Source organism: Mycolicibacterium doricum (assembly GCF_010728155.1).
In the GTDB taxonomy this organism is placed as follows: Bacteria; Actinomycetota; Actinomycetes; order Mycobacteriales; family Mycobacteriaceae; genus Mycobacterium; species Mycobacterium doricum.
In genome coordinates, this window is the sequence record NZ_AP022605.1 from 3,307,541 (window position 1) to 3,329,184 (window position 21,644).

The following is a 21,644-nucleotide window of genomic DNA, read 5'->3' on the forward strand; positions in this document are numbered from 1 at the left end:
TGTCGGCCCCGACCGATACCGTCGTCCCGTGGCCAAGGCACGTTCCCAATACCGCTGTTCGGAGTGCCGGCATGTCACCGCCAAGTGGGTCGGCCGCTGTCCGGACTGCGGCACCTGGGGAACCGTCGAGGAAGTCGCGGTCCTGGCCGCCGTCGCCGGTGCGCCCGCTCGGCGCGCAATAGCACCCACCTGCCCCGCCGTCCCCATCAGCAGCATCGATCCGGGCCGAACCAGACACGACGCGACAGGGATCAGCGAACTCGACCGGGTCCTCGGCGGCGGACTGGTGCCCGGTTCGGTGACCCTGCTCGCCGGTGATCCGGGCGTCGGCAAGTCGACACTGCTCCTCCAGGTCGCGCACCGCTGGGCCGCCTCCGGACGGCGGGCGCTGTACCTGACCGGTGAGGAGTCCGCCGGGCAGGTGCGCTTGCGGGCCGAACGCACCGGCTGCGCCCACGACGAGCTGTACCTCGCCGCTGAATCCGATCTGCCCACCGCGCTCGGCCACATCGACGCCGTTCAGCCCAGCCTCGTGGTCGTCGACTCCGTGCAGACCATGTCCACCAGTGAGAACGACGGCGTCACCGGCGGAGTCACCCAGGTGCGGGCAGTCACCACCACGCTCACCCAGTACGCCAAGGGTGCGGCGGGGCCCGAGTCCACCTTGTGGGCGGCAAGTGGCATCGCCATGGTGCTGGTCGGCCACGTCACCAAGGACGGGGCGATCGCCGGGCCGCGGTCGCTGGAACACCTCGTCGACGTGGTACTGCACTTCGAAGGCGACCGCAACTCGACGCTGCGGATGGTCCGCGGGGTGAAGAACCGGTTCGGCGCCGCCGACGAGGTCGGCTGTTTCCAGTTGCACGACAACGGCATCGAATGCGTGGCCGATCCGTCCGGGCTCTTCCGGGACCAGCGGGACACCCCGGTGGCCGGAACCGCGGTGACGGTGACACTCGACGGCAAGCGGCCACTCATCGGCGAGGTCCAGGCACTCGTCGGGCCGCCGACCGGCCCTCATCCCCGGCGCGCGGTCAGCGGTATCGACTCGGCCCGCGCCGCGATGATCGCCGCGGTCCTCGACAAACACGCCAGGCTGCAGGTGGGACCCTGCGACATCTATCTGTCGACGGTCGGCGGCATGCGGCTGACCGACCCGTCGTCGGATCTCGCCGTCGGGATCGCGATGGCCTCGGCGTGCAAGGAGCGCGCGATGCCCGCCAATTCTGTGGTGATCGGCGAACTCGGCCTCGCAGGTGATCTGCGCCGGGTGACCGGCATGGACCGCCGGCTTGCCGAGGCGGCCCGGCTGGGGTTCACCACCGCGGTAGTCCCGCCCGGCACCACAGGGGTGCCGCCCGGACTGCGGCTGCTGTGCGCCGAAAACATCTCGGCGGCGTTGCGGGTGCTGGACCGCATCGCGGACAATGGCGGCCGACCCAGGAGGCATGATGGCCGTGAAGACCGCCAGGACGAGTAGCAACGTCGTCCAGCTGGCCCGTCCGACGCTGCGGGAGACGCTCGGCCGCCTGGCCCCCGGGACGCCCCTGCGCGACGGTCTCGAGCGCATCCTGCGTGGCCGCACCGGTGCTCTGATCGTGCTGGGCTACGACGACAGCGTCGAGGCGATCTGCGACGGCGGATTCGAACTCGACGTGCGCTACGCGCCGACCAAGTTGCGCGAGCTGTCGAAGATGGACGGCGCTGTCGTACTGTCCAGCGACGGCACCAGGATCCTGCGGGCCAACGTTCAACTGGTGCCCGACCCATCGATCCCGACCGACGAATCCGGGACCCGCCACCGCTCCGCCGAGCGCACCGCGGTCCAGACCGGCTATCCGGTCATCTCGGTCAGCCACTCGATGAGCATCGTGACCGTATACGTGGCCGGGGAGCGGCACGTGGTTCCCGACACCCCGACGATCCTGTCTCGGGCCAATCAGACCATCGCCACCCTCGAGCGCTACAAGTCCCGCCTCGACGAGGTCAGCCGGCAGCTGTCGACCGCCGAGATCGAGGACTTCGTGACGCTGCGCGACGTGATGACCGTCGTGCAGCGGCTGGAGATGGTGCGTCGGATCAGCCTCGAGATCGACGCGGACGTGGTCGAACTCGGCACCGACGGCCGTCAGCTCAAACTGCAGCTCGAGGAGCTCGTCGGTGACAACGACACCGCCCGTGAGCTGATCGTGCGCGACTACCACGCCAACCCCGACCCGCCGACGCCCGCACAGGTCAGCGCGACGCTCGAGGACCTGGACTCGCTGTCGGACAACGAACTGCTCGACTTCACGACGCTGGCAAGGGTTTTGGGGTACCCCTCCACCCTGGAGGCGCAGGATTCGGCGATGAGCTCCCGCGGTTATCGCGCGATGGCCGGCATTCCGCGCCTGCAGTTCGCCCACGTCGACCTGCTGGTGCGTTCGTTCGGCTCACTGCAGGGCCTGTTGGCGGCCAGCGCCGACGATCTGCAGTCGGTGGAGGGCATCGGTTCGATGTGGGCGCGCCACATCAGAGAGGGTCTGTCGCTGCTCGCCGAGTCGACGATCGCGGACCGGCTGGCCTGACGGCTCAGCCCACTCCGGCAGCGGGAGGCTGGGCACCCGGGGCGCCGGGTGCCGGCGCCTGACCCGGCGGCGTGGCGGGAGCCAGGATGAACGGCACCGGCGAGGACCGGAGGTTGCCCAGCTGCACGATCAGGTTGTACGTGCCGGCGCCGATCGGCTGACGGGGCAGGGGGCACTGCGGTGCCGAATCCATCCCCGTCCACGTGACCTCCGTTGTGACCTGCTCACCCGGAGCGAAGGTCTTGACCAGGGTCTCGTTCGACGGGGCGCAGTCGAGGTTGGACCACAGGCGGGTGTTGTCGAGCGAGTACACGTACGCCGCAAGCACGGCCGCACCCACGTCACGCTTGCAGGCGACCAGGCCGATGTTGGTGACGACCATCGTGAATTTCGGCTGATCGCCGACGACGTACTCGGGCTGGCTGGTGATGCCCTTGACGGCGAGCGTGGAATCCGGGCAGTCGTCGCCCTCCTGCAGCACCGGCGGCGGTGCGACGGCCGCGGTGGGCGTCGGCGTGGGTGGCGGAGCCTGCTGCAGCGGCGGCACGATCGGAGTCTTGACCTCTGGGTTCTCCCCCGGCAGCGGCGCGGGCCCCACCTCGGCGGTAGCCGACTGCTCGGCGTTCTTCGTCTCTGCGTCCGAACCGCTCGACACCACCATCGCGACCACTGCGGCGACGATCCCGATGACCACCACCGCGACGCCCAGCGCCAGCGCCCTGCGCCGCCAGTAGATCTGCGTAGGCAGCGGGCCTTGCGGTTCCAGATCCAGCACATGACCACGGTAAAGCCCGGTCACGCCCAATCGGCCGAGGTGCTTCGGCGTGTCGCCTCAGGCTTCGCCGATGTCGCCCAGGTGGGCGCGCAGCTGTGCGCGGCCGTCGGCCAGGTGATAAGTCACACCGGCGATGGCGACCGTGCCCGCCTCGATGCGCGAGGCGATCGCGGTGGACCGGTCGTGCAGTTGCACCGCAGTTTCGTTGACATGGCGCTCCTCGAACTCGTCGACTCGGGTCAACCCGTCGCGACGACCCAGCAGGATCGACGGAGTCACCCTTTCGACGATGTCGCGGACATAGCCGCCGGGCACGACGCCGTCGTCCAGCGCGGACAGCGTCGCCTTCACCGCACCGCAGCTGTCGTGACCGAGCACCACGATAAGCGGCACTTCGAGGACCGTCACCGCGTACTCGATGGAGCCGAGCACCGCGGAGTCGATGACGTGGCCTGCCGTGCGCACGACGAACATGTCGCCGAGGCCCTGGTCGAAGATGATCTCCGCGGCCACCCGGCTGTCACCGCAGCCGAATACCACCGCGGTGGGCCGCTGGGCCTCCGCGAGGCCGGCGCGGTGCTCGATGCCCTGGCTCGGATGCTCGGGCCGACCCGCGACGAAGCGCTCGTTTCCCGCTCTGAGTGCCTTCCATGCAGTCACCGGGCTGGTATTCGGCATGCGGCATATTCTGCCTGAGTGGTTGAGAGATGATCGACGCGGCCGGGCTTTTGGCTTGGTATGACCGTGAGCAGCGGGACCTGCCGTGGCGCAGGCCGGGTGTGACGCCCTGGCAGATCCTGGTCAGCGAGTTCATGTTGCAGCAGACGCCGGTGGCCCGCGTCGAACCGACCTGGCTGAGCTGGATCGCACGGTGGCCGACGCCGTCGGCCACCGCCGCCGCTGGTGCCGCCGACGTGCTGCGCGCCTGGGGCAAGCTCGGGTACCCGCGCCGGGCCAAACGTCTGCACGAATGCGCGACGGTGATCGCGACCGAGCACGGTGACGAGGTGCCGTCGGACGTCGAGGTCCTGTTGACCCTGCCGGGCATCGGCGCATACACCGCCAGAGCTGTGGCCTGCTTCGCCTATGGGCAGCAGGTGCCGGTGGTCGACACCAACGTCCGCCGGGTTGTCGCACGTACCGTGCATGGCCGTGCCGACAGCCCGGCGAGCAGCCGCGACCTCGACGACGTGGCCGCGCTGCTCCCGGAAGGCCCTGAGGCACCGCGTTTCTCGGTTGCGGTGATGGAACTGGGGGCGACGGTATGCAGGGCGCGCCGACCGCGCTGCGGCTTTTGCCCACTGGGCGCGTGCACATGGCGCTCGCTGGGGTATCCGGCGGCGACCACACCGACCCGCAAAGTGCAGCGCTACGCGGGCACCGATCGGCAGGTGCGCGGCCGGCTGCTCGATGTGCTCCGCGACCGCGAGTCGCCGGTGTCGCGCGCCCAACTCGACGTCGCGTGGCAGACGGACCCGGCACAGCGCGACCGCGCACTGGATTCGCTCCTCGCCGACGGGCTGGTCGAGCAGGCCACCGACGGCCGCTTCGCGCTCGCCGGCGAGGGTTCGTGAACGCGGCGATACCAGGATGGTGACCCACCCGGGGAACCTCCTGGGGGATACCGTCAGCACATGACCCGCAGCCTGGATCAGGTCGTCACCGCGGCGGCCGCGGAGTTGATGGCCGCCACCGCCGCCAACGTGGTCGACAGCTGCACCCGGGTCCTCGCCGACGTCGTCGCCCATCTCGGCGTCGACTTCAGCTTCCTGCGTCACAACGACCACATCATCAAGGCGACCAAGCTGGTGGCCGAATGGCCGATCCGCGATCACATTCCGGACCCGGATCCGATCGGGGTCATCTTTTTCTCCGAGGCCGACCCGATCTTCCGGCAGGCCGAATACCTCAAGACGCCCCTCATCGTGCGACCCGACCCGGACAACGACGACTACCAGCGCCGCATCGAGAAGGGCCGAGGTGTGCCGTCGGTGTCGATGGCGTGCGTGCCGCTGCTCTCGGGAGAGACGACCTCGGGCATCCTCGGATTCATCAAGGTCGGTGACCGCGAGTGGACCCCCGAGGAGCTGAACGCGCTGCAGGCGATCGCGACGCTGTTCGCCCAGTTGCAGGCCCGCATCGCCGCCGAAGAGCAACTCCAGTACCTCGCCCAGCACGACGACCTGTCCGGGCTGCTCAACCGCCGGGCCCTGATGGCGCACCTCGACCAGCGTCTCGCCGAGGGGCGCCCCGGTCCGGTGTCGGCGCTCTTCCTCGACCTGGACCGCCTCAAAACCGTCAACGACTACCTGGGGCACAGCGCGGGCGACCAGTTCATCAAGATGTTCGCCGAACGGTTGCGGGCCGGGACCGAGAGACCCGCCGCGATCGCCCGCGTCGGCGGTGACGAGTTCGTGGTGGTGCCCGACGACCCGATGGATGTCGAGACGGTCGAGAGCTTCGCCCGCCAGCTGCAGACCTTCTTGCAGCGCAGGGTGGAGATCGACGGGGAGATGCTCGCCCGTACGGTGAGTATCGGTGTGGCCGTCGGGACCCCCGGTGACGACACCACGTCGGACCTACTGCGCCGAGCCGACCAGGCCGCGCTGTCGGCAAAGAGCGCCGGGGGCAGCAGGACCGCGGTGTTCACCACCGAGATGGCGTCGCAGCACGCCATCCGCAACGACATCGAGATGCATCTCGAAGGGGTGATCGACGAAGCCAGTAGCGCTCTGGTCCTGCACTACCTACCCGAGGTGGACATGCGCACCGGAAAGGTGCTCGGCACCGAGGCGCTGGTCCGCTGGCGGCATCCGACGCGGGGCCTGCTGCTGCCCGAGTCGTTCATCGGCGTGGCCGAGTCCATCAATCTGGCAGGAAAACTCGGTCGCCTGGTGATGCGCTCGGCGTGCGCGGACTTCGCCCGCTGGAGGTCGCGGCGTACGGCCTGCGACGCGGTCCTGCGCGTCAACGTCTCCCCCGTGCAACTGGTTTCGGACGGGTTCGCGGCCACTGTCGCGGACACCCTCGATGAGTTCGGGGTCGGCGGTTCCGCTGTCTGCCTGGAGATCACCGAGAGTGTGGTGGTCCAGGACATCGAGGCCACCCGCCACACATTGGCGGCGCTCAAAGAGGTCGGCGTGCGTATCGCGATCGACGACTTCGGCACCGGCTACAGCGCTCTGACGCACCTGAAGTCACTTCCGGTCGACACCCTGAAAATCGACCGTGGCTTCGTGCGTGACCTCGGCGCCAGCCCCGGCGACCTGGCGATCGTTCGCGCGATCCTGGCGTTGGCCGACGCGTTCGAACTCGAGGTCGTCGCCGAGGGCGTCGAGACCGTCGCGGCCGCCACGACGTTGCTCGACCTGGGTTGCCCGCGCGCCCAGGGTTTCATGCTGTCCCGTCCGGTCGACGGCGCCGCGATGGAGGCACTGTTTCGTCAGGGGTGCATCGCCGTCGACGCCTGGCGTGGCGTGACGACGCCGCAACCGTGAACCGACGGCAGCAGCCCTACGCCGTAGGCTCGGCCTCGGTGTCGTTGCAACAGAACCGCCTGCGGTAGTCGGTGGGGGTCACGCCGACGGTCCGGCGGAAGTGGTGGCGCAGCAGGGTGGCCGTACCGAATCCGGACCGCTCGGCGATGCGCTCGATGTCGAGATCGCTCTCCTCGAGCATCCGACGCGCATAGAGAACCCGCTGATCGGTCACCCACTGCATCGGGGTGGTGCCCGTCTCCTCGACGAAGCGACGGGCGAAGGTGCGCGCCGACATGTTGGCCCGCCGCGCGAGCGTGCTGACGGTGTGCGGCTTCTCGAGATTGGCCACGATCCAGTCTAGTTGCGGCGCAAAGCGTTCCGAGCGTCTGAGGGGGATCGGCTGTTCGATGTACTGCCGCTGATCGCCGTCGCGCTGGGGCGGCACCACCATCCGGCGGGCGATCCGATTGGTGACCTCGCTGCCCAGTTCGCGCCGGACCAGGTGCAAGCAGGCGTCGATTCCGGCCGCGGTACCGGCACTCGTGATCAGGTTGCCGTCGTCGACGAACAGCACGTTACGGTCGACCCGAGCGGTGGGGTACGTCCGCGCCAGCAGATCGGCATACATCCAGTGCGTCGTACACGGCCTGCCGTCGAGCAGCCCCGCGGCGCCGACGACGAAGGCCCCCGAGCAGACCGTCAGGATGATCGATCCGCGTGCGGCCGCCTCGCGCAGCACCTCGAGCGCCTCGCGCGGGTAGCCGTTGCCGCCGGAGGCGATCGCGGGTACGGCGACCAGGTCCGCGCCTAGGAGATCGTCGAAGTCGTGCCGCGGGCTGAGGTGAGCGCCGATCGTCGAGCGCACGGGTTCACCCGCCACCGGTCCGCAGACCTTGAAGTCGAAAACGGGGACGCCATCCGCGGAGCGGTCGATACCGAAAACCTCGCAGATGATGCCGAACTCGAAAACCGCCAGCCCGTCGAGCACGAGTGTCGATACGCTTCTCAGCGGCATGGCAGCATATTAGCGTAAGCGGTCAGTCCTGCCACTGTTGGCGGACTGTGCCCAGTCGAAAGATAACTGCCGTGACTACAGCACTGATCTCCCTCGCCGTGTTGAATCCGTTCGCCCTGACGGCGGTCCTGATCTGGACAGCACGCCGGGCCGGGATCCTGCGCTGGGACCTCGACCAGTTCCGTGTGTGGGCCCCGATGGCAGGACGATTCGACAGCCGGCGCGACGAGGACCGCGATTATCACCGGGTCCAACACGACCTCGACGCGATCCGCACCCGCTTCGAGGAACACCCGGTGCGGCCGGCCTCAGGCGTGCTGGGGGAGCGACGTTAGGAATGCCTCCACGGCGCCGCGGTACACCTTCGGCTGCTCGTCGTGAATGAGATGACCGGCGTCGGGCACCTTCAGATACCTCGTGCGGTAACCGGTTTCGGCCATCTGACGCATCTGTCCCGGCGGCGTGACGGTGTTTCCCGCCTCGAGCAACAGGGCCGGGACCCGCACCTGTTGCCACTGATGCCAGAAGTCGCGGCGCCCCCACTCGGCGGCGATGTCGATCCAGTGACGCCGCCGCCCGTGCAGCCGCCACCCGGTCGCGGTGCGGTCGAAGGCCTCGAGGAAGTAGCGCCCGGCGATCGGGCCGAACTCGGCGAACACCTGTTGTTCGGTTTCGAACTCGACGGGCAGCGCGCGCAGCCACGGTTCCCAGGGTCCGGTGGTGCGGCCGCGAAAGTCCGGCGCCATGTCTTCGACCACCACCGCGGTCACCAGGTCGGGCCGGTCCGCGGCCAGGCACCACGCGTGCAGCGCGCCCATCGAATGACCGATCAGCGTGGCCGGGCAGCCGATGCGCGCGACCGCGTCGCCGAGTTCGGCCACGAAGCACTCTGTACCTATCGGATGCGAATCGACCACATCCCGGCCGCGGTGCCACGGCGCGTCGTAGGTGTAGACCGTGCCAAGACCGGTCAGCCACGGCAGCTGACGCCCCCACGTGGTGCCGCGTCCCATCAGGCCGTGCACCAGGACCAGCGGTGCGCCGTCGCCACCCCGGGGGGTCAACAGTGGCGAGTGCATGTGCTCATCTTGCCCAGCCCAAGCGGTAACCTAACCGCATGCCCAGCCAGAACCCTGTGGTGAAGATCAATGCAATCGAGGTCCCGCCGGACGCCGGCCCGGAATTGGAGAAGCGGTTCGCGCACCGCGCACACGCCGTCGACAACCAGCCCGGCTTCCTCGGCTTCCAGCTGTTGCGGCCCGTCAGGGGCGAGAACCGCTACTTCGTCGTCACGCAGTGGGAAACCGAAGAGGCATTCCAAGCCTGGGCGACCGGCCCGGCGATCGAGGCGCACAAGGGTCAGGCCGCCAACCCGGTCGCGACCGGTGCCTCGCTGCTGGAATTCGAGGTCGTGCTCGACGTTGCGGGGTCCGGCGAGAAGGCCTGACGCGACGCGAACAGCACGCCGGGTGACCGGCCTGGCGACTGCTGCCGCGCTCGTCGTCTCCTCAGTGTCCGGATGCGGCGACCAGCGCACCGCACCGGCCGACGCGGCTTACGGCGCGCACATCGGCACCACTACGCCACAGGGCCTGCGCGCCAAGCAGACCATGGACATGGTCAATTCCGACTGGCCCATCGGCGATGTCAACGTGCGCACGATGGCCGTCGAGGCCGAGGTCGACGGCATCATCGACGCCATGGGCAACCTGTGGTGGGACCGCCCGATCACCGTCACCGGGGTCGACATCCGCGCGGGCACCGCGACCCTGCGCGTCGAGACGCCGTACGGCGCCGAACAGGACATCGATCTGCGCACCGACGACAACGGTTTGGTCGACCGGTTCGACGTGACGTTGCGCCCGCCGGTGATCGAGAACTGGGCGGACATCGACGCCGTATTGGGCAGCTCCGGCGCGCGTTACTCCTACCAGGTGTCGCGGGTCACCCAGGGCGGCCCGATCGGCAAGTGCCAAAAGGTGTCAGGCACCAACACCGAGATGTCGCTGCCGCTGGCGTCGATCTTCAAGCTCTACGTACTGCTCGCCGTGGCCGACGCCGTCACCACCGGCCGCGTGAACTGGGACGACCAGCTCACCATCACCGAGCGTTCGAAGGCCGTCGGTTCGGCCGGCCTCGACGAACTGCCGACCGGTGCGACCGTATCGGTCCGCTCCGCGGCCCAGCAGATGATCTCCGCCAGCGACAACATGGCCACCGACCTGCTGATCGAGCGCCTCGGCCCGGGTGCGGTGGAGCGGGCGCTGGTAGCCGCCGGCCACCACGATCCGGCCAGCATGACGCCGTTCCCGACCATGCACGAGATGTTCTCCGTAGGCTGGGGTGAGCCCGATTTGCGCGAGCAGTGGAAGAAGGCCGACCCTGCCGGCCGCGCGGCGCTGCTGAAGCAGACCGATTCGCGTCCGTACGAACCCGACCCGGCCCGCACGCATACGCCGGCCTCCGATTACGGCGCCGAGTGGTACGGCAGCGCATCCGACATCTGCCGCGTCCACGCCGCGCTGCAGGCCGCGGCTGTCGGCGAGGCCGCCCCCGTCAAGGACATCCTTTCGGCCATCCCCGGGGTAGATGTCGACCGCGCGAAATGGCCATACATCGGGGCGAAGGGCGGCAACCTGCCCGGCGACCTGACATTCAGCTGGTACGCCGTCGACCACACCGGCCAGCCGTGGGTGGTGAGTTTCCAGCTCAACTGGCCCCGGTACCGCAGTCGCACCGCAGCGAGATGGCTGCTGTCGATCGTGCACCAGACCTTCGCGATGGTGCCGGTCGCCGACTGACGCGCGAGTCAAAGAGGGGACCGCAGTGTCCACGCGTGGCCGCGGAAGTGCAGCACCGTGCGGCTCACCGGCGCGATGTCCACGCGCCAGAACGACTTCGCGGGCGCGTCGAGCACGACCAGGATGGCCGCGCGCACGACAGCAGGATGGGTGACGGCCACCAATCTGCCGCGCCGACGCGCCAGTGAGTCCATCCACCGACGCACCCGCTCGATCACCTGAACCACCGTCTCCCCGCCGTGCGGCGCCTGGGCCGGATCGGTGAGCCAGATCGCGAGCTCGGCCGGCTCCACACCGCCGAGCACGTCGCCGCGCCACCGGCCGCAGTCGAGATCGGCAAGCAGCGGTTCGACGACGGCGTGCAGACCGAGAAGCTCGGCGGTCTGCCTGGTCCGCTTCTCCGGTCCGCAGTACGCGGCGTCGGTGGGCCCCAGCTCGACACAGGTGTCGGCCTGGCGGTTACCCTGGGCGTTCAGCGGCTCGTCGGTGGGGAACCGTCCGGCCGACACGGCGTCGGTCATCGCGTGCGACACCAGTGTCAGCCGGACGACCTCGCTCACGCCCGGAGGATCTCTCGGCGGCCGTCGAGCAGACGCGACGCCAGCGGTGCGAACACGCACGCGATCGTCGCCCACATCACTGCCTGAGTGCCCAGCGAGTACAGCCGGAAGTCGTAGAGGACGTCGGCCGGGAAGCCCTCGTACACGATCACCCCGGCGTCGTCACGGACGGGACCGGGCGTCTCGTCGACGGTCGGCAGAACCAGCATCAACACCGTGCTGACCACCACGTAGGCACCCGCGCCTGCCAGCGTGGCATTCCAGGTGCCGAGCCGCTCCTGCAATCGGCGCCCCAAATAGACGGCTCCGACTAGCAGCGCGGCCGACATGGCGACCACCAGCAGGTACAGCAGCGTCCGCTGCCGCAGGGTCTCGTCGAGACTCAGCGCCGGCGGGCTCGCCGGATATTTCAGAGACGGGACGACGTAGAGGCTCAACAACATGCCGGCGGCCACGTACAGCGACAGCAACCGAGCGGAGACGTTGCCGACTCGTCCGTAGGCGACGGCGAACACGATCGCGAACAATGCGCCCATCGCGACGCAGAACGTGAGCATGCCGAAGCCCAGGCCAACGTTCATCTGGATGGCGCGGGAGAATCCCCCGCCGTCCTCGCCGTGGCTGTGGCCGTGTCCGGCGTGTTCGATCGCCTGGTGAGCGGCGCCGACACCGCCTTCGTACGCGATGGCCCGGTCGATGACGGGTTCGACGAAGATCCGCGCGAAGACGAACGCGACCGCGGCTGCGAGGGCACCGGCCAGAAGGCCGCGCCCGATGATCTGCCGCTCCATGTTGACTTCGTCCCTCCTCTGCCGGTCGGTCAGTGGCAGGGGAAGCCGAGGAGATGGCGTGCGTCGTGGACGAATTCGTGGATCGCCGTGTTGTCGGCGCCGAAGACCGACCTCGCCCCCTGATCGAAGCCGAGGAAGTAGAGCACCAGCAGCGCCAGGAACGCGGTGGCCGACAACCAGACCGTGGCGCGCATGGCCGACAGGTCGATGGCCGGAACGCGGGTCTGGCGCGCTTGCGGTGACGTCATCAGGGGTCCTTTCCGGGATTTCGCGTCCCGAGTGGAATGAAGCAGGCGTCGGGTCTGACTCTCACAGTGGCGCGACCGTTCTGGATTCTCACCAGATTCCTACGCCTGCCGATTACATCGCACATCCTAAGCATGGCGCGGCGAAATCGCGCCGTCACCCTGGTCGAACGTCCGGGAAAGACGAAACGGGCGGCCCCCGTGAGGTGACCGCCCGTTTGCGACTCGTCGTTACTCGGCTGCGCCCGGCGCACCGGCGGCGCCGGCTTGCGCCAGATCTGGCTCGAGGGGCTCAGACCGCTTCGCACCACCGATGAAGGTGAATCTCGCGTCCTCGCCTGTCCCCTCGCCGTCCCAATTGTCGACGTCGACGGTGACCAGCTGACCGGGTCCGATCTCCTCGAACAAGATCTTCTCCGACAGCTGGTCCTCGATCTCGCGTTGGATCGTGCGACGCAGCGGCCGTGCCCCGAGCACGGGATCGAACCCGCGCTTGGCCAGCAACGCCTTGGCCCGGTCGGTGAGCTCCATCGTCATGTCCTTGGCCCGCAGCTGGTTGGACACCCGGCCGATCATCAGGTCGACCATCTTGATGATCTCGTCCTGCGTCAGCTGGTGGAACACGATGATGTCGTCGATGCGGTTGAGGAACTCCGGGCGGAAGTGTTTCTTCAGCTCGTCGTTGACCTTCTGCTTCATCCGCTCGTAGTTGTTCTCGCCACCGCCCTTGGTGAAGCCGAGCCCGACCGCCTTGCTGATGTCGGAGGTACCGAGGTTCGAGGTGAAGATCAACACGGTGTTCTTGAAGTCGACCGTGCGACCCTGACCGTCGGTGAGGCGGCCGTCCTCGAGGACCTGCAGGAGGCTGTTGTAGATCTCCTGGTGGGCCTTCTCGATCTCGTCGAACAGCACGACGCTGAACGGCTTGCGGCGCACCTTCTCGGTGAGCTGGCCGCCCTCTTCGTAGCCGACGTAGCCCGGAGGGGCACCGAACAGCCGCGACGCCGTGAAGCGGTCGTGGAACTCGCCCATGTCGATCTGGATGAGTGCGTCGTCGTCGCCGAACAGGAAGTTCGCCAGCGCCTTCGAGAGCTCGGTCTTACCGACACCGGACGGGCCGGCGAAGATGAACGAGCCCGAGGGGCGCTTGGGATCCTTCAGGCCGGCGCGGGTGCGACGGATCGCCTTGCTGACGGCCTTGACGGCGTCTTCCTGGCCGATGATCCGCTTGTGCAGCTCGTCCTCCATACGCAGCAGCCGAGTTGTCTCCTCCTCGGTCAGCTTGAACACCGGGATGCCGGTCCAGTTGCCGAGCACCTCGGCGATCTGCTCGTCGTCGACCTCCGCCACGACGTCGAGATCACCCGAGCGCCATTGCTTCTCCCGCTCCCCGCGCTGGGCGACGAGTTGCTTCTCCTTGTCGCGCAGGCTCGCGGCCTTCTCGAAGTCCTGCGCGTCGATCGCGGACTCCTTCTCCCGGCGGGCATCGGCGATCTTCTCGTCGAACTCGCGCAGGTCTGGTGGAGCGGTCATCCGGCGAATCCGCATCCGGGCACCGGCCTCGTCGATCAGGTCGATCGCCTTGTCCGGCAGGAACCTGTCGTTGATGTAGCGGTCGGCCAGTGTCGCTGCGGCCACCATCGCGCTGTCGGTGATCGAGACGCGATGGTGCGCCTCGTAGCGGTCGCGCAGACCCTTGAGAATCTCGATGGTGTGCTCGACGGTCGGCTCACCGACCTGGACCGGCTGGAAGCGGCGTTCCAGGGCGGCGTCCTTCTCGATGTACTTGCGGTACTCGTCGAGGGTGGTGGCGCCGATGGTCTGCAGCTCACCGCGGGCCAACTTCGGCTTGAGGATGCTGGCGGCGTCGATCGCGCCCTCGGCGGCGCCCGCGCCGACGAGGGTGTGCAGCTCGTCGATGAACAGGATGATGTCGCCGCGGGTGTTGATCTCCTTGAGGACCTTCTTCAGGCGCTCCTCGAAGTCACCGCGGTAGCGCGAACCGGCTACCAGTGACCCCAGGTCGAGTGTGTAGAGCTGTTTGTCCTTCAGCGTTTCGGGCACCTCGCCGTGGACGATCGCCTGGGCGAGGCCCTCGACGACCGCGGTCTTGCCGACACCTGGCTCGCCGATCAGCACGGGGTTGTTCTTGGTGCGGCGGCTGAGCACCTGCATGACCCGCTCGATCTCCTTCTCACGGCCGATGACGGGGTCGAGTTTGCCCTCCATCGCGGCTGCGGTCAGGTTGCGGCCGAACTGGTCGAGCACCAGGGAGGTGGAGGGGTTGCCGGACTCTCCCCCGCGGCCGCCGGTACCGGCCTCCGCGGACTCCTTGCCCTGGTAGCCGCTGAGCAGCTGGATCACCTGCTGCCGCACGCGCGTCAGCTCGGCGCCGAGCTTGACCAGGACCTGGGCGGCGACACCCTCACCCTCGCGGATGAGACCGAGCAAGATGTGCTCGGTGCCGATGTAGTTGTGGCCGAGTTGCAGCGCCTCGCGCAGGGACAGCTCCAGGACCTTCTTGGCGCGCGGGGTGAAGGGGATGTGGCCGGACGGCGCCTGCTGGCCCTGGCCGATAATCTCCTCGACCTGGCTGCGCACGCCTTCCAGGGAGATGCCCAGCGACTCCAGAGACTTGGCCGCTACACCCTCGCCCTCGTGAATAAGTCCCAGGAGGATGTGCTCGGTGCCGATGTAATTGTGGTTGAGCATCCGGGCTTCTTCCTGAGCCAGGACGACGACCCTGCGGGCACGGTCGGTAAAACGTTCGAACATCGGTGGTTACCTGCTCTCCATCGCATAGGTGGCGTACGTTGCCCAGAGGCGCCGCTACTGACTGTTGCCACTGAACTTCAGTACACCTGCCGTCCACTCTATCGGTCGGCTGCAGCGAGCGCCGTGATTGGCGGTCCGTACCGCCATCGAATACCAGTTTGCCCGGACCTCCGACGCCGTCGGTACTGCACCGTTCGCCCTGGTTGTTGCTGCTGACCATGTCAACGCTGCAATCCGGGGATTCGTTTCCGGAGCGCGGCGACGATCGGTTCGCCAGCAGCGAAAGCCCCTCTGCCCGGGCATCAGACGCGAAACGGGCAACGCACCAAGGCGTTGCCCATTGTTGCCGAACTCAGGTTGCGGCGTGGAAGGCGTCGATGACGTCGGCGGGGATCCGGCCGCGGGTAGAGACGTTGTGACCGTTACGGCGGGCCCATTCCCGGATCGCTGCGCTCTGCTCGCGATCGATGGCACCGCGGGCCCTGATTGGTCCGGTGGCACGGCCACGGCGGCGACCGCCGACGCGGCGCCCCGCGTCGACCCACTGCTTCAGGTCTTCGCGCAGCTTCTTCGCGTTCCTGCTGGAGAGATCGATCTCATAGCTGACTCCGTCGAGTCCGAATTCAACCGTTTCATCGGCGGTACCTTCACCGTCGAAATCATCGACCAACGTGACGGTGACTTTCTTCGCCATCAATTCACACTGACCCTTCTGCCTGCGCTTGGCGGATAGTTGTGGTTACCGGATCGCGGCCTCCCATGTGTCATATGAATATACACGATTCAACAACGCCGCTTTCGCAGGAGTTCACTTGGCGTGACGGCGAACAATCGGGAAGAGAATTGTCTCCCTAATTGACAGGCCGGTAAGCGCCATCAACAACCGGTCGACGCCCATTCCGGTACCAGTGGTCGGCGGCATGCCGTACTCCAATGCCGTCAGGAAATCGTCATCGAGAATCATTGCCTCGTCGTCACCGGCGGCCGCCGCCCGCGCCTGTGCCTCGAATCGGTCCCGTTGAATTACCGGGTCGGTGAGTTCGGAATACCCGGTGGCCAACTCGAACTTGCGGACATACAGATCCCACTTCTCCGTGACGCCGGGCATGCTGCGATGCGACCGCGTCAGCGGGGTGGTCTCCACCGGGAAGTCCCGTACGAAGGTGGGCGCCCAGAGATCCTCGCCGACGGTGTGCTCCCACAGTTCCTCCACCAATTTCCCGTGGCCGTATCCGCGGTCCCGCGGAATCTCCATACCCAGTCGGTCGGCGATCCGCCAGAGTTCTTCGGCAGTGGTCTGCGGCGTGATCTCCTCACCCAGCGCCGCGGACAGCGACGGGTACATTTCCACCGACTCCCACTCGCCGTCGAGGTCGTAGACAGTACCATCTGCCAATGGCACTTGACGGGTGCCGATCGCCTCGTCGGCGACCTCCTGAATTAGTTCCCGGGTCATGACAGCGGAATCGTTGTAGTCGCCGTATGCCTGATAAGTCTCCAACATCGCGAATTCAGGGGAATGCGTTGAGTCGACACCTTCGTTTCGGAAGTTGCGATTGAGCTCGAAGACCTTCTCGAAACCGCCGACCAGGGCGCGCTTGAGGAACAGTTCCGGCGCGATGCGTAGGTATAGGTCCACGTCGAGCGCGTTGGAGTGCGTGACGAAGGGCCTGGCCGCCGCGCCGCCGGCCAGGGTCTGCAGCATGGGAGTCTCGAGTTCGAGGAATCCACGCCGCTCCAGCGCGTTGCGGACAGCGCGTACGACGGCAACGCGTTGACGCGCGATGGTGCGGGCCTCGGGACGCACGATGAGATCGACGTAGCGTTGCCGCACGCGCGCCTCCTCGCTCATCTCCCGGTGCGCAACCGGCAACGGTCTTAGCGACTTGGAGACGATTTGCCAAGAATCGACCAGCACAGACAGCTCGCCGCGACGCGAACTGATGACCTGCCCGTGCAGGAACACGATGTCACCCAGGTCGACGTCGGCTTTCCAGCTGTCGAGCGATTCCTGCCCCACTTCGGCGAGGCTGACCATGGCCTGGAGCTGCGTACCGTCACCTTCCTGGATAGTGGCGAAACACAGCTTCCCCGAGTCGCGGGCGAACACGACGCGGCCCGCGACGCCGACGACCTCTCCGGTCTGGGAGTCAACGGGCAGGTCCGGAAAAGCGGCCCGCACCTCGGCGAGGGTGTGCGTGCGGTCCACGGCCACCGGGTAGGGGTCGCGCCCGTCGGCCAGCAGACGCAACCGCTTGGCCTGACGAATGCGGAACTGCTCGGGGATGTCAGGATCGTTCTCGGGCGTGTTGTCGCCGCCGGCGGTCGGTGTCACGGGGTGCCAGCTTAATTGCTGTCTTTGCCACCACCCTGCACGCCGCAATCGTCGGCGGCGACCTCAGCGCCTTTGACGAACCGATGCGCAGCCGCATCGATCACGACGCCGTCGCCGCGCTAGCTGATCAGGCGCTCGACTGGCGGTTCAAGGGACTCCCGCCGAATGGTGGGGCGCCTCGCCCGCGCAGATCTGCGGGAGTCCGCGCGGAGCGCGGTCGAGCGGTTGGCCGCGCGGAGCGCGGTCGAGTGGTTGGCCGCGGCGTTCCAGACCGGCCAGGTGCCGGTGACCGCCGGGCGCAAGGCTGGGCCCGCATCACCGCAGCGCGATGACGCGGCCGGTGGAGCAGCCAAGCCCGCGTCGCCATCGGGAATGGCTGCGCGCCTCGAATTGTCGAAGAATGTGAACCAGCACTCTCGGAATCCGAGCGTTGAACCACTGTGTGCATAGCGATCTTGACGAAGAATGACCAGCATGGGTGACATGAGCACGGGCGAGAAAGAATTCGCAAGAAAGACGACGACCGGGGACCATGCCGCCGCCGACTCGGCGGCCTCGGTCGTCCGTTGCCCGCACTGCGGGAAGTCCAACCGCGTCCGCCCCACCCCTCGGGGAACGCCACGTTGCGGATCCTGTCACCGACCGCTGCCCTGGCTGGTGGAGGCTGCAGCGGCCACGTTCGACGCCGAGTTGCAGTCGTCGGTACCCGTCTTGGTGGACCTGTGGGCACCGTGGTGCGGCCCCTGCCGCGCAATGGCCCCCAACCTCGAAAAACTCGCACAGCAACGTGCCGGCCGGCTCAAGATCGTCAAACTCAACGTCGATCAGGCCCCGTCGTCGGCTGCCCGCTTCCACGTGCAAGGCATCCCACTGCTGGTGCTGCACCGCGACGGTCGCGAGATCGGCCGCCTCGCCGGCGCCGTACCGCTGGCACAGCTACAGAACTGGGTGGACGGCCAGCTCAGCGAGGTTGACCGGTAGGAGGCCGGGAGGTGCCGGTATGACCTGAGCCACTGTGGAGGTTGGGCTGCTCCCTTCACCCGCTGCAGCACCCACCTTCTGGCTCGTCGCGCGAATCGGTGGGAGCCCGGCTCGGCCAGCCGCGTGCACAGTCCTAACGTCGTCGCTGGCCCTCCCGGTTGCGTTCGAAGACCAACCGCAGGCCGTCGAGGGTGAGGTGACGGTCGTAGTGCGCGACCGTGTGCAGGTCCGGAAGCACCAGCGGTGCGGTGTGACCGGTGGCGACCACCGCGACGTCGTTGCCGGAGAACCCGTCGACGTCTTCGCGGATTCGGTTTACCAGACCGTCGACCAGCCCGGCGAATCCGAACAGAGCGCCGGACTGCATGCACTCCACGGTGTTCTTCCCGATCACCGACCGCGGCCGGCTCAGTTCGACGCGGCGCAAGGCCGCCGACCGGGCCGCTGCCGCATCCGAGGACACCTGCACTCCGGGCGCGATCGCACCTCCGAGGAACTCCCCCTTGGCCGAGACGACGTCGACGCAGATCGATGAGCCGAAGTCGACGACGATCGCGGCGCTGTCGAACCGGTGGTAGGCCGCCAGGCAGTTGACGATCCGGTCCGCACCGACCTCCTTGGGGTTGTCGACCAGCAGCGGGATGCCCGTGCGGACACCCGGTTCGATCATCACGTGCGGAACCGACGGCCAGTACTGTTCGAGCATCAGGCGGACCTCCTGCAACACCGATGGCACCGTGGACAGCCCGGCGGCACCGGTGAGGCGCTCCGAGTCGTCACCGATCAGACCGTCGATGGTCAGCGCGAGTTCGTCGGCGGTGGCTTCGGATTCGGTCCGGATACGCCACTGCTGGACGACTTTCGCATGGTCGCCGGCTCCGGAGATCAGCCCGACGGTGGTGTGGGTGTTGCGGACGTCGATGGCGAGCAGCACTTCGCTACCTCGTCATCTCTCGGGTCACTTCGTTCCTGCTCTCCGGGGTGACATCAGGCCGTCGGCGGTGTCCGGTACCAGGGCTGGATCGCTGCCGAGGTGGACCTGCCTGTTGTCGGCGTCGACGAAGACCACCCGCGGCTGATATTCGCGTGCCTCGGCGTCCTCCATGGTGCCGTAGGCGATCACGATCACCAGATGCCCGGGGTGCACAAGGTGCGCTGCGGCGCCGTTGATTCCGATCACACCGCTGCCGCGGGCGCCGGTGATCGCGTAGGTCACCAATCGATTGCCGTTGTCGATGTCCACGATCGTGACCTGCTCACCCTCGATGAGGTCGGCGGCGTCCATCAGCTCGGCGTCGATGGTGACAGAGCCGACGTAGTGCAGATCAGACTGCGTAACGGTGGCTCGATGGATCTTCGACTTCAGCATCGTGCGAAGCATCAGTTCCTCCATGGCAGTTGATGGTCGGGAGACCCGACGCGGGGGTGGCCGTCGATACCGCCCGAGGCGCCGATGTCGACGGCGATGTTGTCGAGCAGCCTGGTCCGGCCGAGGCGCGCCGCCACCAGCAGGCGAGCCGCCCCCTCGTACGGCGCCGGTCCCAGCATCGGATCACGAAGCTGCAGGTAGTCGACGTCGATGGTGGGAACCTCGTCGAGGACGGCGCGCGCGGCGTCCAGCGTGGCCGCCGCACCGTTGGACGCGGCGTACATCCCGGCCAACAGGGCGGCCGAAAGGGCGCCGGCGTGTTCGCGCTCGACCTCGTCGAGGTAGCGGTTGCGCGACGACAGGGCCAGGCCGTCCGCCTCGCGGACCGTCGGCACACCGACGATCTGGGTATCGATGTTGAGATCGGTCACCATTTGCCGGATCAGCACCAACTGCTGGTAATCCTTCTCCCCGAAGAGCGCCCGGTCGGGCCGCACGATCTGCAGCAGCTTGCACACCACCGTGAGAACCCCCGCGAAGTGCCCTGGGCGCAAGGCTCCTTCGAGCTCGTCGCCGAGCGGACCGGGATGAACCGACGTCCGGGTGCCGTCGGGATACATGTCGGCGACCGTGGGGGTGAACGCGATCTCTACACCCTCCTCCCGCAGGGCAGCGAGGTCGTCGTCGAGGGTGCGTGGATAGGCGTCGAGGTCCTCCCCCGGTCCGAACTGCAGCGGGTTGACGAAGATGGACACGACGACCACCGCACCCTGCACCCGTCTGGCGGTCCGGACCAGCTTCAGGTGACCTTCGTGCAACGCCCCCATCGTCGGGACGAGGACCACGCGGCGCCCCGTGGTTCGCAGTGCGCGGGACACGTCGGCGACGTCACGCGGAGTCCGGTAGACGTTGAGTTGGCCTCTGGCGAATTGTGCCGGCCGGCGGGTGATCATGACTGCGCCGCCAGGACCGCGAACACGTCGTCGGATGCGTGCGCCCGCTGCGCGGTACGCCGGGAATTGGTCCGATACGCCTCTGCGATTTCGGGGTTCACCTCGGCGAGCGCACGCAGATGCGCACCGATCGCCGGGGCGTCGCCACGCGCCACCGGACCGGTCAGGGCGGCCTGACCGCGCTGCAGCGCGTTCTCCAGCGATGCCCTGGCCAGTGGGGCGATCACGCGCTCGGCGATCCCACCCGGTGTGTCCCCGACGAGTTCTTGACCCAACAGCTCCTGGCCCCACAGTGCGGACCGCAGAGCCTCGACGGCGTCGAGGATCACAGTGGTGACGTGATTACCTGCATGCGCCAGCGCCGCGTGGTACAGCGGGCGGGCGTCTTCACGAACCCGGAACGGCTCGCCGCCGATCTCCAACACCAACGACTGCGCGATCGCGTATCCGACGTCGTCGGCGGCGGTCACGCCGAAGCACGCGTCGGACAACCGAGCGACGTCCTCGTCAGCTCCGGTGAAGGTCATGGCCGGGTGGATGGCCAGCGGTGTGCACCCGCGTTCACCGAGCGGCGCGAGGACGCCGACCCCGTTCGCACCGGAGGTGTGCGCGACGATCGCCCCGGGCCGGACCGCGCCGGTGGCGGCCAGACCGGAGACCACCGCGGCCAGTTCGGCGTCGGGAACCGCCAGCAGCAGCAATTCGGCACGGCCCGCGACGTCGTGGATCGGCATCACCGCACTGTCGGGCAGTCGGCGCTGGGCACGCCGGCGGGAAGCCTGCGAGATGGCGCTATATGCGACGACGACGTGGCCGGCGCGCTCCAGCGCGACACCCAACGCGGTGCCCACCCGGCCGGCGGAGATGATGCCGACCGACAGCCGAGCCGGGCGGAGTCCGTCGGGCGGACCCCACGACGGTACTGAGGGCTGCTCCATTACCGGCGACCTCGCAAGTCTTGAGTTCTCGTTACGTTCCGGTCCTTCGTGCTCGGGTAC

22 protein-coding genes and 1 riboswitch are annotated in these 21,644 nt (G+C 67.8%); of the genes, 8 read left to right on the top strand and 14 right to left on the bottom strand.

Annotation, left to right across the window (positions count from 1 at the left end):
* The first annotated feature begins 28 nt into the window (after window positions 1-28).
* Together radA and disA are read left to right on the top strand one after the other, a co-directional pair.
* Window positions 29-1,480 carry a DNA repair protein RadA gene (radA, locus tag G6N07_RS16165; RefSeq protein ID WP_085188400.1) on the top strand — a complete coding sequence of 484 codons (1,452 nt, stop codon included), beginning with the start codon at window positions 29-31 and terminating at the stop codon, window positions 1,478-1,480.
* Window positions 1,452-2,567 (top strand): DNA integrity scanning diadenylate cyclase DisA, encoded by a 1,116-nt coding sequence (gene disA, locus G6N07_RS16170; protein WP_085188398.1) that lies wholly within the window; start codon window positions 1,452-1,454, stop codon window positions 2,565-2,567. The genes radA and disA overlap by 29 nt, the downstream gene beginning before the upstream one ends.
* A 4-nt stretch (window positions 2,568-2,571) precedes the next feature.
* On the opposite strand, the gene G6N07_RS16175 is transcribed toward disA, so the two are convergent.
* Window positions 2,572-3,342, bottom strand: coding sequence for a hypothetical protein (locus G6N07_RS16175; protein ID WP_085188396.1), 771 nt, complete (start codon window positions 3,340-3,342; stop codon window positions 2,572-2,574).
* A 57-nt stretch (window positions 3,343-3,399) separates the two neighbouring features.
* A complete protein-coding gene (locus G6N07_RS16180; protein ID WP_085188395.1) occupies window positions 3,400-4,020 on the bottom strand; it encodes a carbonic anhydrase in 621 nt (206 codons plus the stop codon).
* A gap of 29 nt (window positions 4,021-4,049) precedes the next feature.
* On the opposite strand from G6N07_RS16180, the gene G6N07_RS16185 reads away from it, so the two are divergent.
* Together G6N07_RS16185 and G6N07_RS16190 are read left to right on the top strand one after the other, a co-directional pair.
* Window positions 4,050-4,916, top strand: a complete 867-nt coding sequence (locus G6N07_RS16185) for an HhH-GPD family protein (protein ID WP_085188393.1) — start codon at window positions 4,050-4,052, stop codon at window positions 4,914-4,916.
* A 60-nt stretch (window positions 4,917-4,976) separates the two neighbouring features.
* Window positions 4,977-6,839: a putative bifunctional diguanylate cyclase/phosphodiesterase gene (locus G6N07_RS16190; RefSeq protein ID WP_085188391.1), complete on the top strand. Its 1,863-nt coding sequence runs from the start codon at window positions 4,977-4,979 to the stop codon at window positions 6,837-6,839.
* Window positions 6,840-6,855: 16 nt separating this feature from the next.
* On the opposite strand, the gene G6N07_RS16195 is transcribed toward G6N07_RS16190, so the two are convergent.
* Complete coding sequence (locus tag G6N07_RS16195; RefSeq protein ID WP_085188390.1) at window positions 6,856-7,836, bottom strand: GlxA family transcriptional regulator; 981 nt, start codon at window positions 7,834-7,836, stop codon at window positions 6,856-6,858.
* 71 nt (window positions 7,837-7,907) lie between these two features.
* Between G6N07_RS16195 and G6N07_RS16200 the strand changes: the two genes are divergently transcribed.
* Entirely contained in the window at window positions 7,908-8,171 is a 264-nt protein-coding gene (locus G6N07_RS16200) for a hypothetical protein (protein ID WP_085188388.1), read from the top strand.
* Here the strand turns inward: G6N07_RS16200 and G6N07_RS16205 are convergent.
* Window positions 8,145-8,915 (bottom strand): alpha/beta fold hydrolase, encoded by a 771-nt coding sequence (locus tag G6N07_RS16205; RefSeq protein ID WP_085188386.1) that lies wholly within the window; start codon window positions 8,913-8,915, stop codon window positions 8,145-8,147. The two genes, G6N07_RS16200 and G6N07_RS16205, sit on opposite strands and share 27 nt — an antisense overlap.
* Window positions 8,916-8,953: 38 nt before the next feature.
* Here G6N07_RS16205 and mhuD point away from each other — a divergent pair, with 38 nt between their 5' ends.
* On the top strand, window positions 8,954-9,283 hold the full coding sequence (gene mhuD / locus G6N07_RS16210) for a mycobilin-forming heme oxygenase MhuD (protein ID WP_085188385.1): 330 nt from the start codon (window positions 8,954-8,956) through the stop codon (window positions 9,281-9,283).
* The gene (locus G6N07_RS16215) at window positions 9,258-10,637 is read left to right on the top strand and encodes a serine hydrolase (protein ID WP_085188383.1); all 1,380 of its coding nucleotides are present in this window, start codon (window positions 9,258-9,260) and stop codon (window positions 10,635-10,637) included. Before mhuD ends, G6N07_RS16215 begins: the two co-directional genes overlap by 26 nt.
* Before the next feature lie 8 nt (window positions 10,638-10,645).
* Here the strand turns inward: G6N07_RS16215 and G6N07_RS16220 are convergent, their stop codons facing one another.
* The 6 genes from G6N07_RS16220 to lysS all read right to left on the bottom strand — a co-directional run bounded on the left by G6N07_RS16220 (window position 10,646) and on the right by lysS (window position 17,343).
* Window positions 10,646-11,197, bottom strand: coding sequence for a histidine phosphatase family protein (locus G6N07_RS16220; protein WP_085188382.1), 552 nt, complete (start codon window positions 11,195-11,197; stop codon window positions 10,646-10,648).
* Window positions 11,194-11,988, bottom strand: a complete 795-nt coding sequence (locus G6N07_RS16225; protein WP_085188380.1) for a CbtA family protein — start codon at window positions 11,986-11,988, stop codon at window positions 11,194-11,196. Before G6N07_RS16225 ends, G6N07_RS16220 begins: the two co-directional genes overlap by 4 nt.
* A 29-nt stretch (window positions 11,989-12,017) precedes the next feature.
* Window positions 12,018-12,182, bottom strand: a complete 165-nt coding sequence (locus G6N07_RS16230; RefSeq protein WP_085188585.1) for a CbtB domain-containing protein — start codon at window positions 12,180-12,182, stop codon at window positions 12,018-12,020.
* Window positions 12,183-12,188: 6 nt separating this feature from the next.
* Window positions 12,189-12,378, bottom strand: a riboswitch (cobalamin riboswitch).
* Window positions 12,379-12,464: 86 nt separating this feature from the next.
* The gene (gene clpC1 / locus G6N07_RS16235) at window positions 12,465-15,008 is read right to left on the bottom strand and encodes an ATP-dependent protease ATP-binding subunit ClpC (protein WP_085188378.1); all 2,544 of its coding nucleotides are present in this window, start codon (window positions 15,006-15,008) and stop codon (window positions 12,465-12,467) included.
* Window positions 15,009-15,360: 352 nt separating this feature from the next.
* Window positions 15,361-15,702 carry a histone-like nucleoid-structuring protein Lsr2 gene (gene lsr2 / locus G6N07_RS16240; RefSeq protein ID WP_085188377.1) on the bottom strand — a complete coding sequence of 114 codons (342 nt, stop codon included), beginning with the start codon at window positions 15,700-15,702 and terminating at the stop codon, window positions 15,361-15,363.
* Window positions 15,703-15,816: 114 nt separating this feature from the next.
* Entirely contained in the window at window positions 15,817-17,343 is a 1,527-nt protein-coding gene (gene lysS, locus G6N07_RS16245) for a lysine--tRNA ligase (RefSeq protein ID WP_085188375.1), read from the bottom strand.
* A gap of 483 nt (window positions 17,344-17,826) precedes the next feature.
* Between lysS and trxA the strand changes: the two genes are divergently transcribed.
* A complete protein-coding gene (trxA, locus tag G6N07_RS16250; RefSeq protein WP_085188583.1) occupies window positions 17,827-18,324 on the top strand; it encodes a thioredoxin in 498 nt (165 codons plus the stop codon).
* Window positions 18,325-18,457: 133 nt separating this feature from the next.
* Here trxA and G6N07_RS16255 read toward each other — a convergent pair whose 3' ends face one another.
* Genes G6N07_RS16255 through G6N07_RS16270 form a run of 4 tightly spaced genes read right to left on the bottom strand, consistent with a single transcriptional unit; the run spans window position 18,458 to window position 21,584 of the window.
* Window positions 18,458-19,258: a type III pantothenate kinase gene (locus G6N07_RS16255; RefSeq protein WP_085188372.1), complete on the bottom strand. Its 801-nt coding sequence runs from the start codon at window positions 19,256-19,258 to the stop codon at window positions 18,458-18,460.
* Between the two features lie 24 nt (window positions 19,259-19,282).
* On the bottom strand, window positions 19,283-19,705 hold the full coding sequence (gene panD / locus G6N07_RS16260) for an aspartate 1-decarboxylase (RefSeq protein ID WP_085188581.1): 423 nt from the start codon (window positions 19,703-19,705) through the stop codon (window positions 19,283-19,285).
* Window positions 19,705-20,646, bottom strand: a complete 942-nt coding sequence (gene panC / locus G6N07_RS16265) for a pantoate--beta-alanine ligase (protein WP_085188370.1) — start codon at window positions 20,644-20,646, stop codon at window positions 19,705-19,707. Before panC ends, panD begins: the two co-directional genes overlap by 1 nt.
* On the bottom strand, window positions 20,643-21,584 hold the full coding sequence (locus G6N07_RS16270; RefSeq protein WP_085188369.1) for a Rossmann-like and DUF2520 domain-containing protein: 942 nt from the start codon (window positions 21,582-21,584) through the stop codon (window positions 20,643-20,645). Before G6N07_RS16270 ends, panC begins: the two co-directional genes overlap by 4 nt.
* Between the last annotated feature and the right edge of the window lie 60 nt (window positions 21,585-21,644).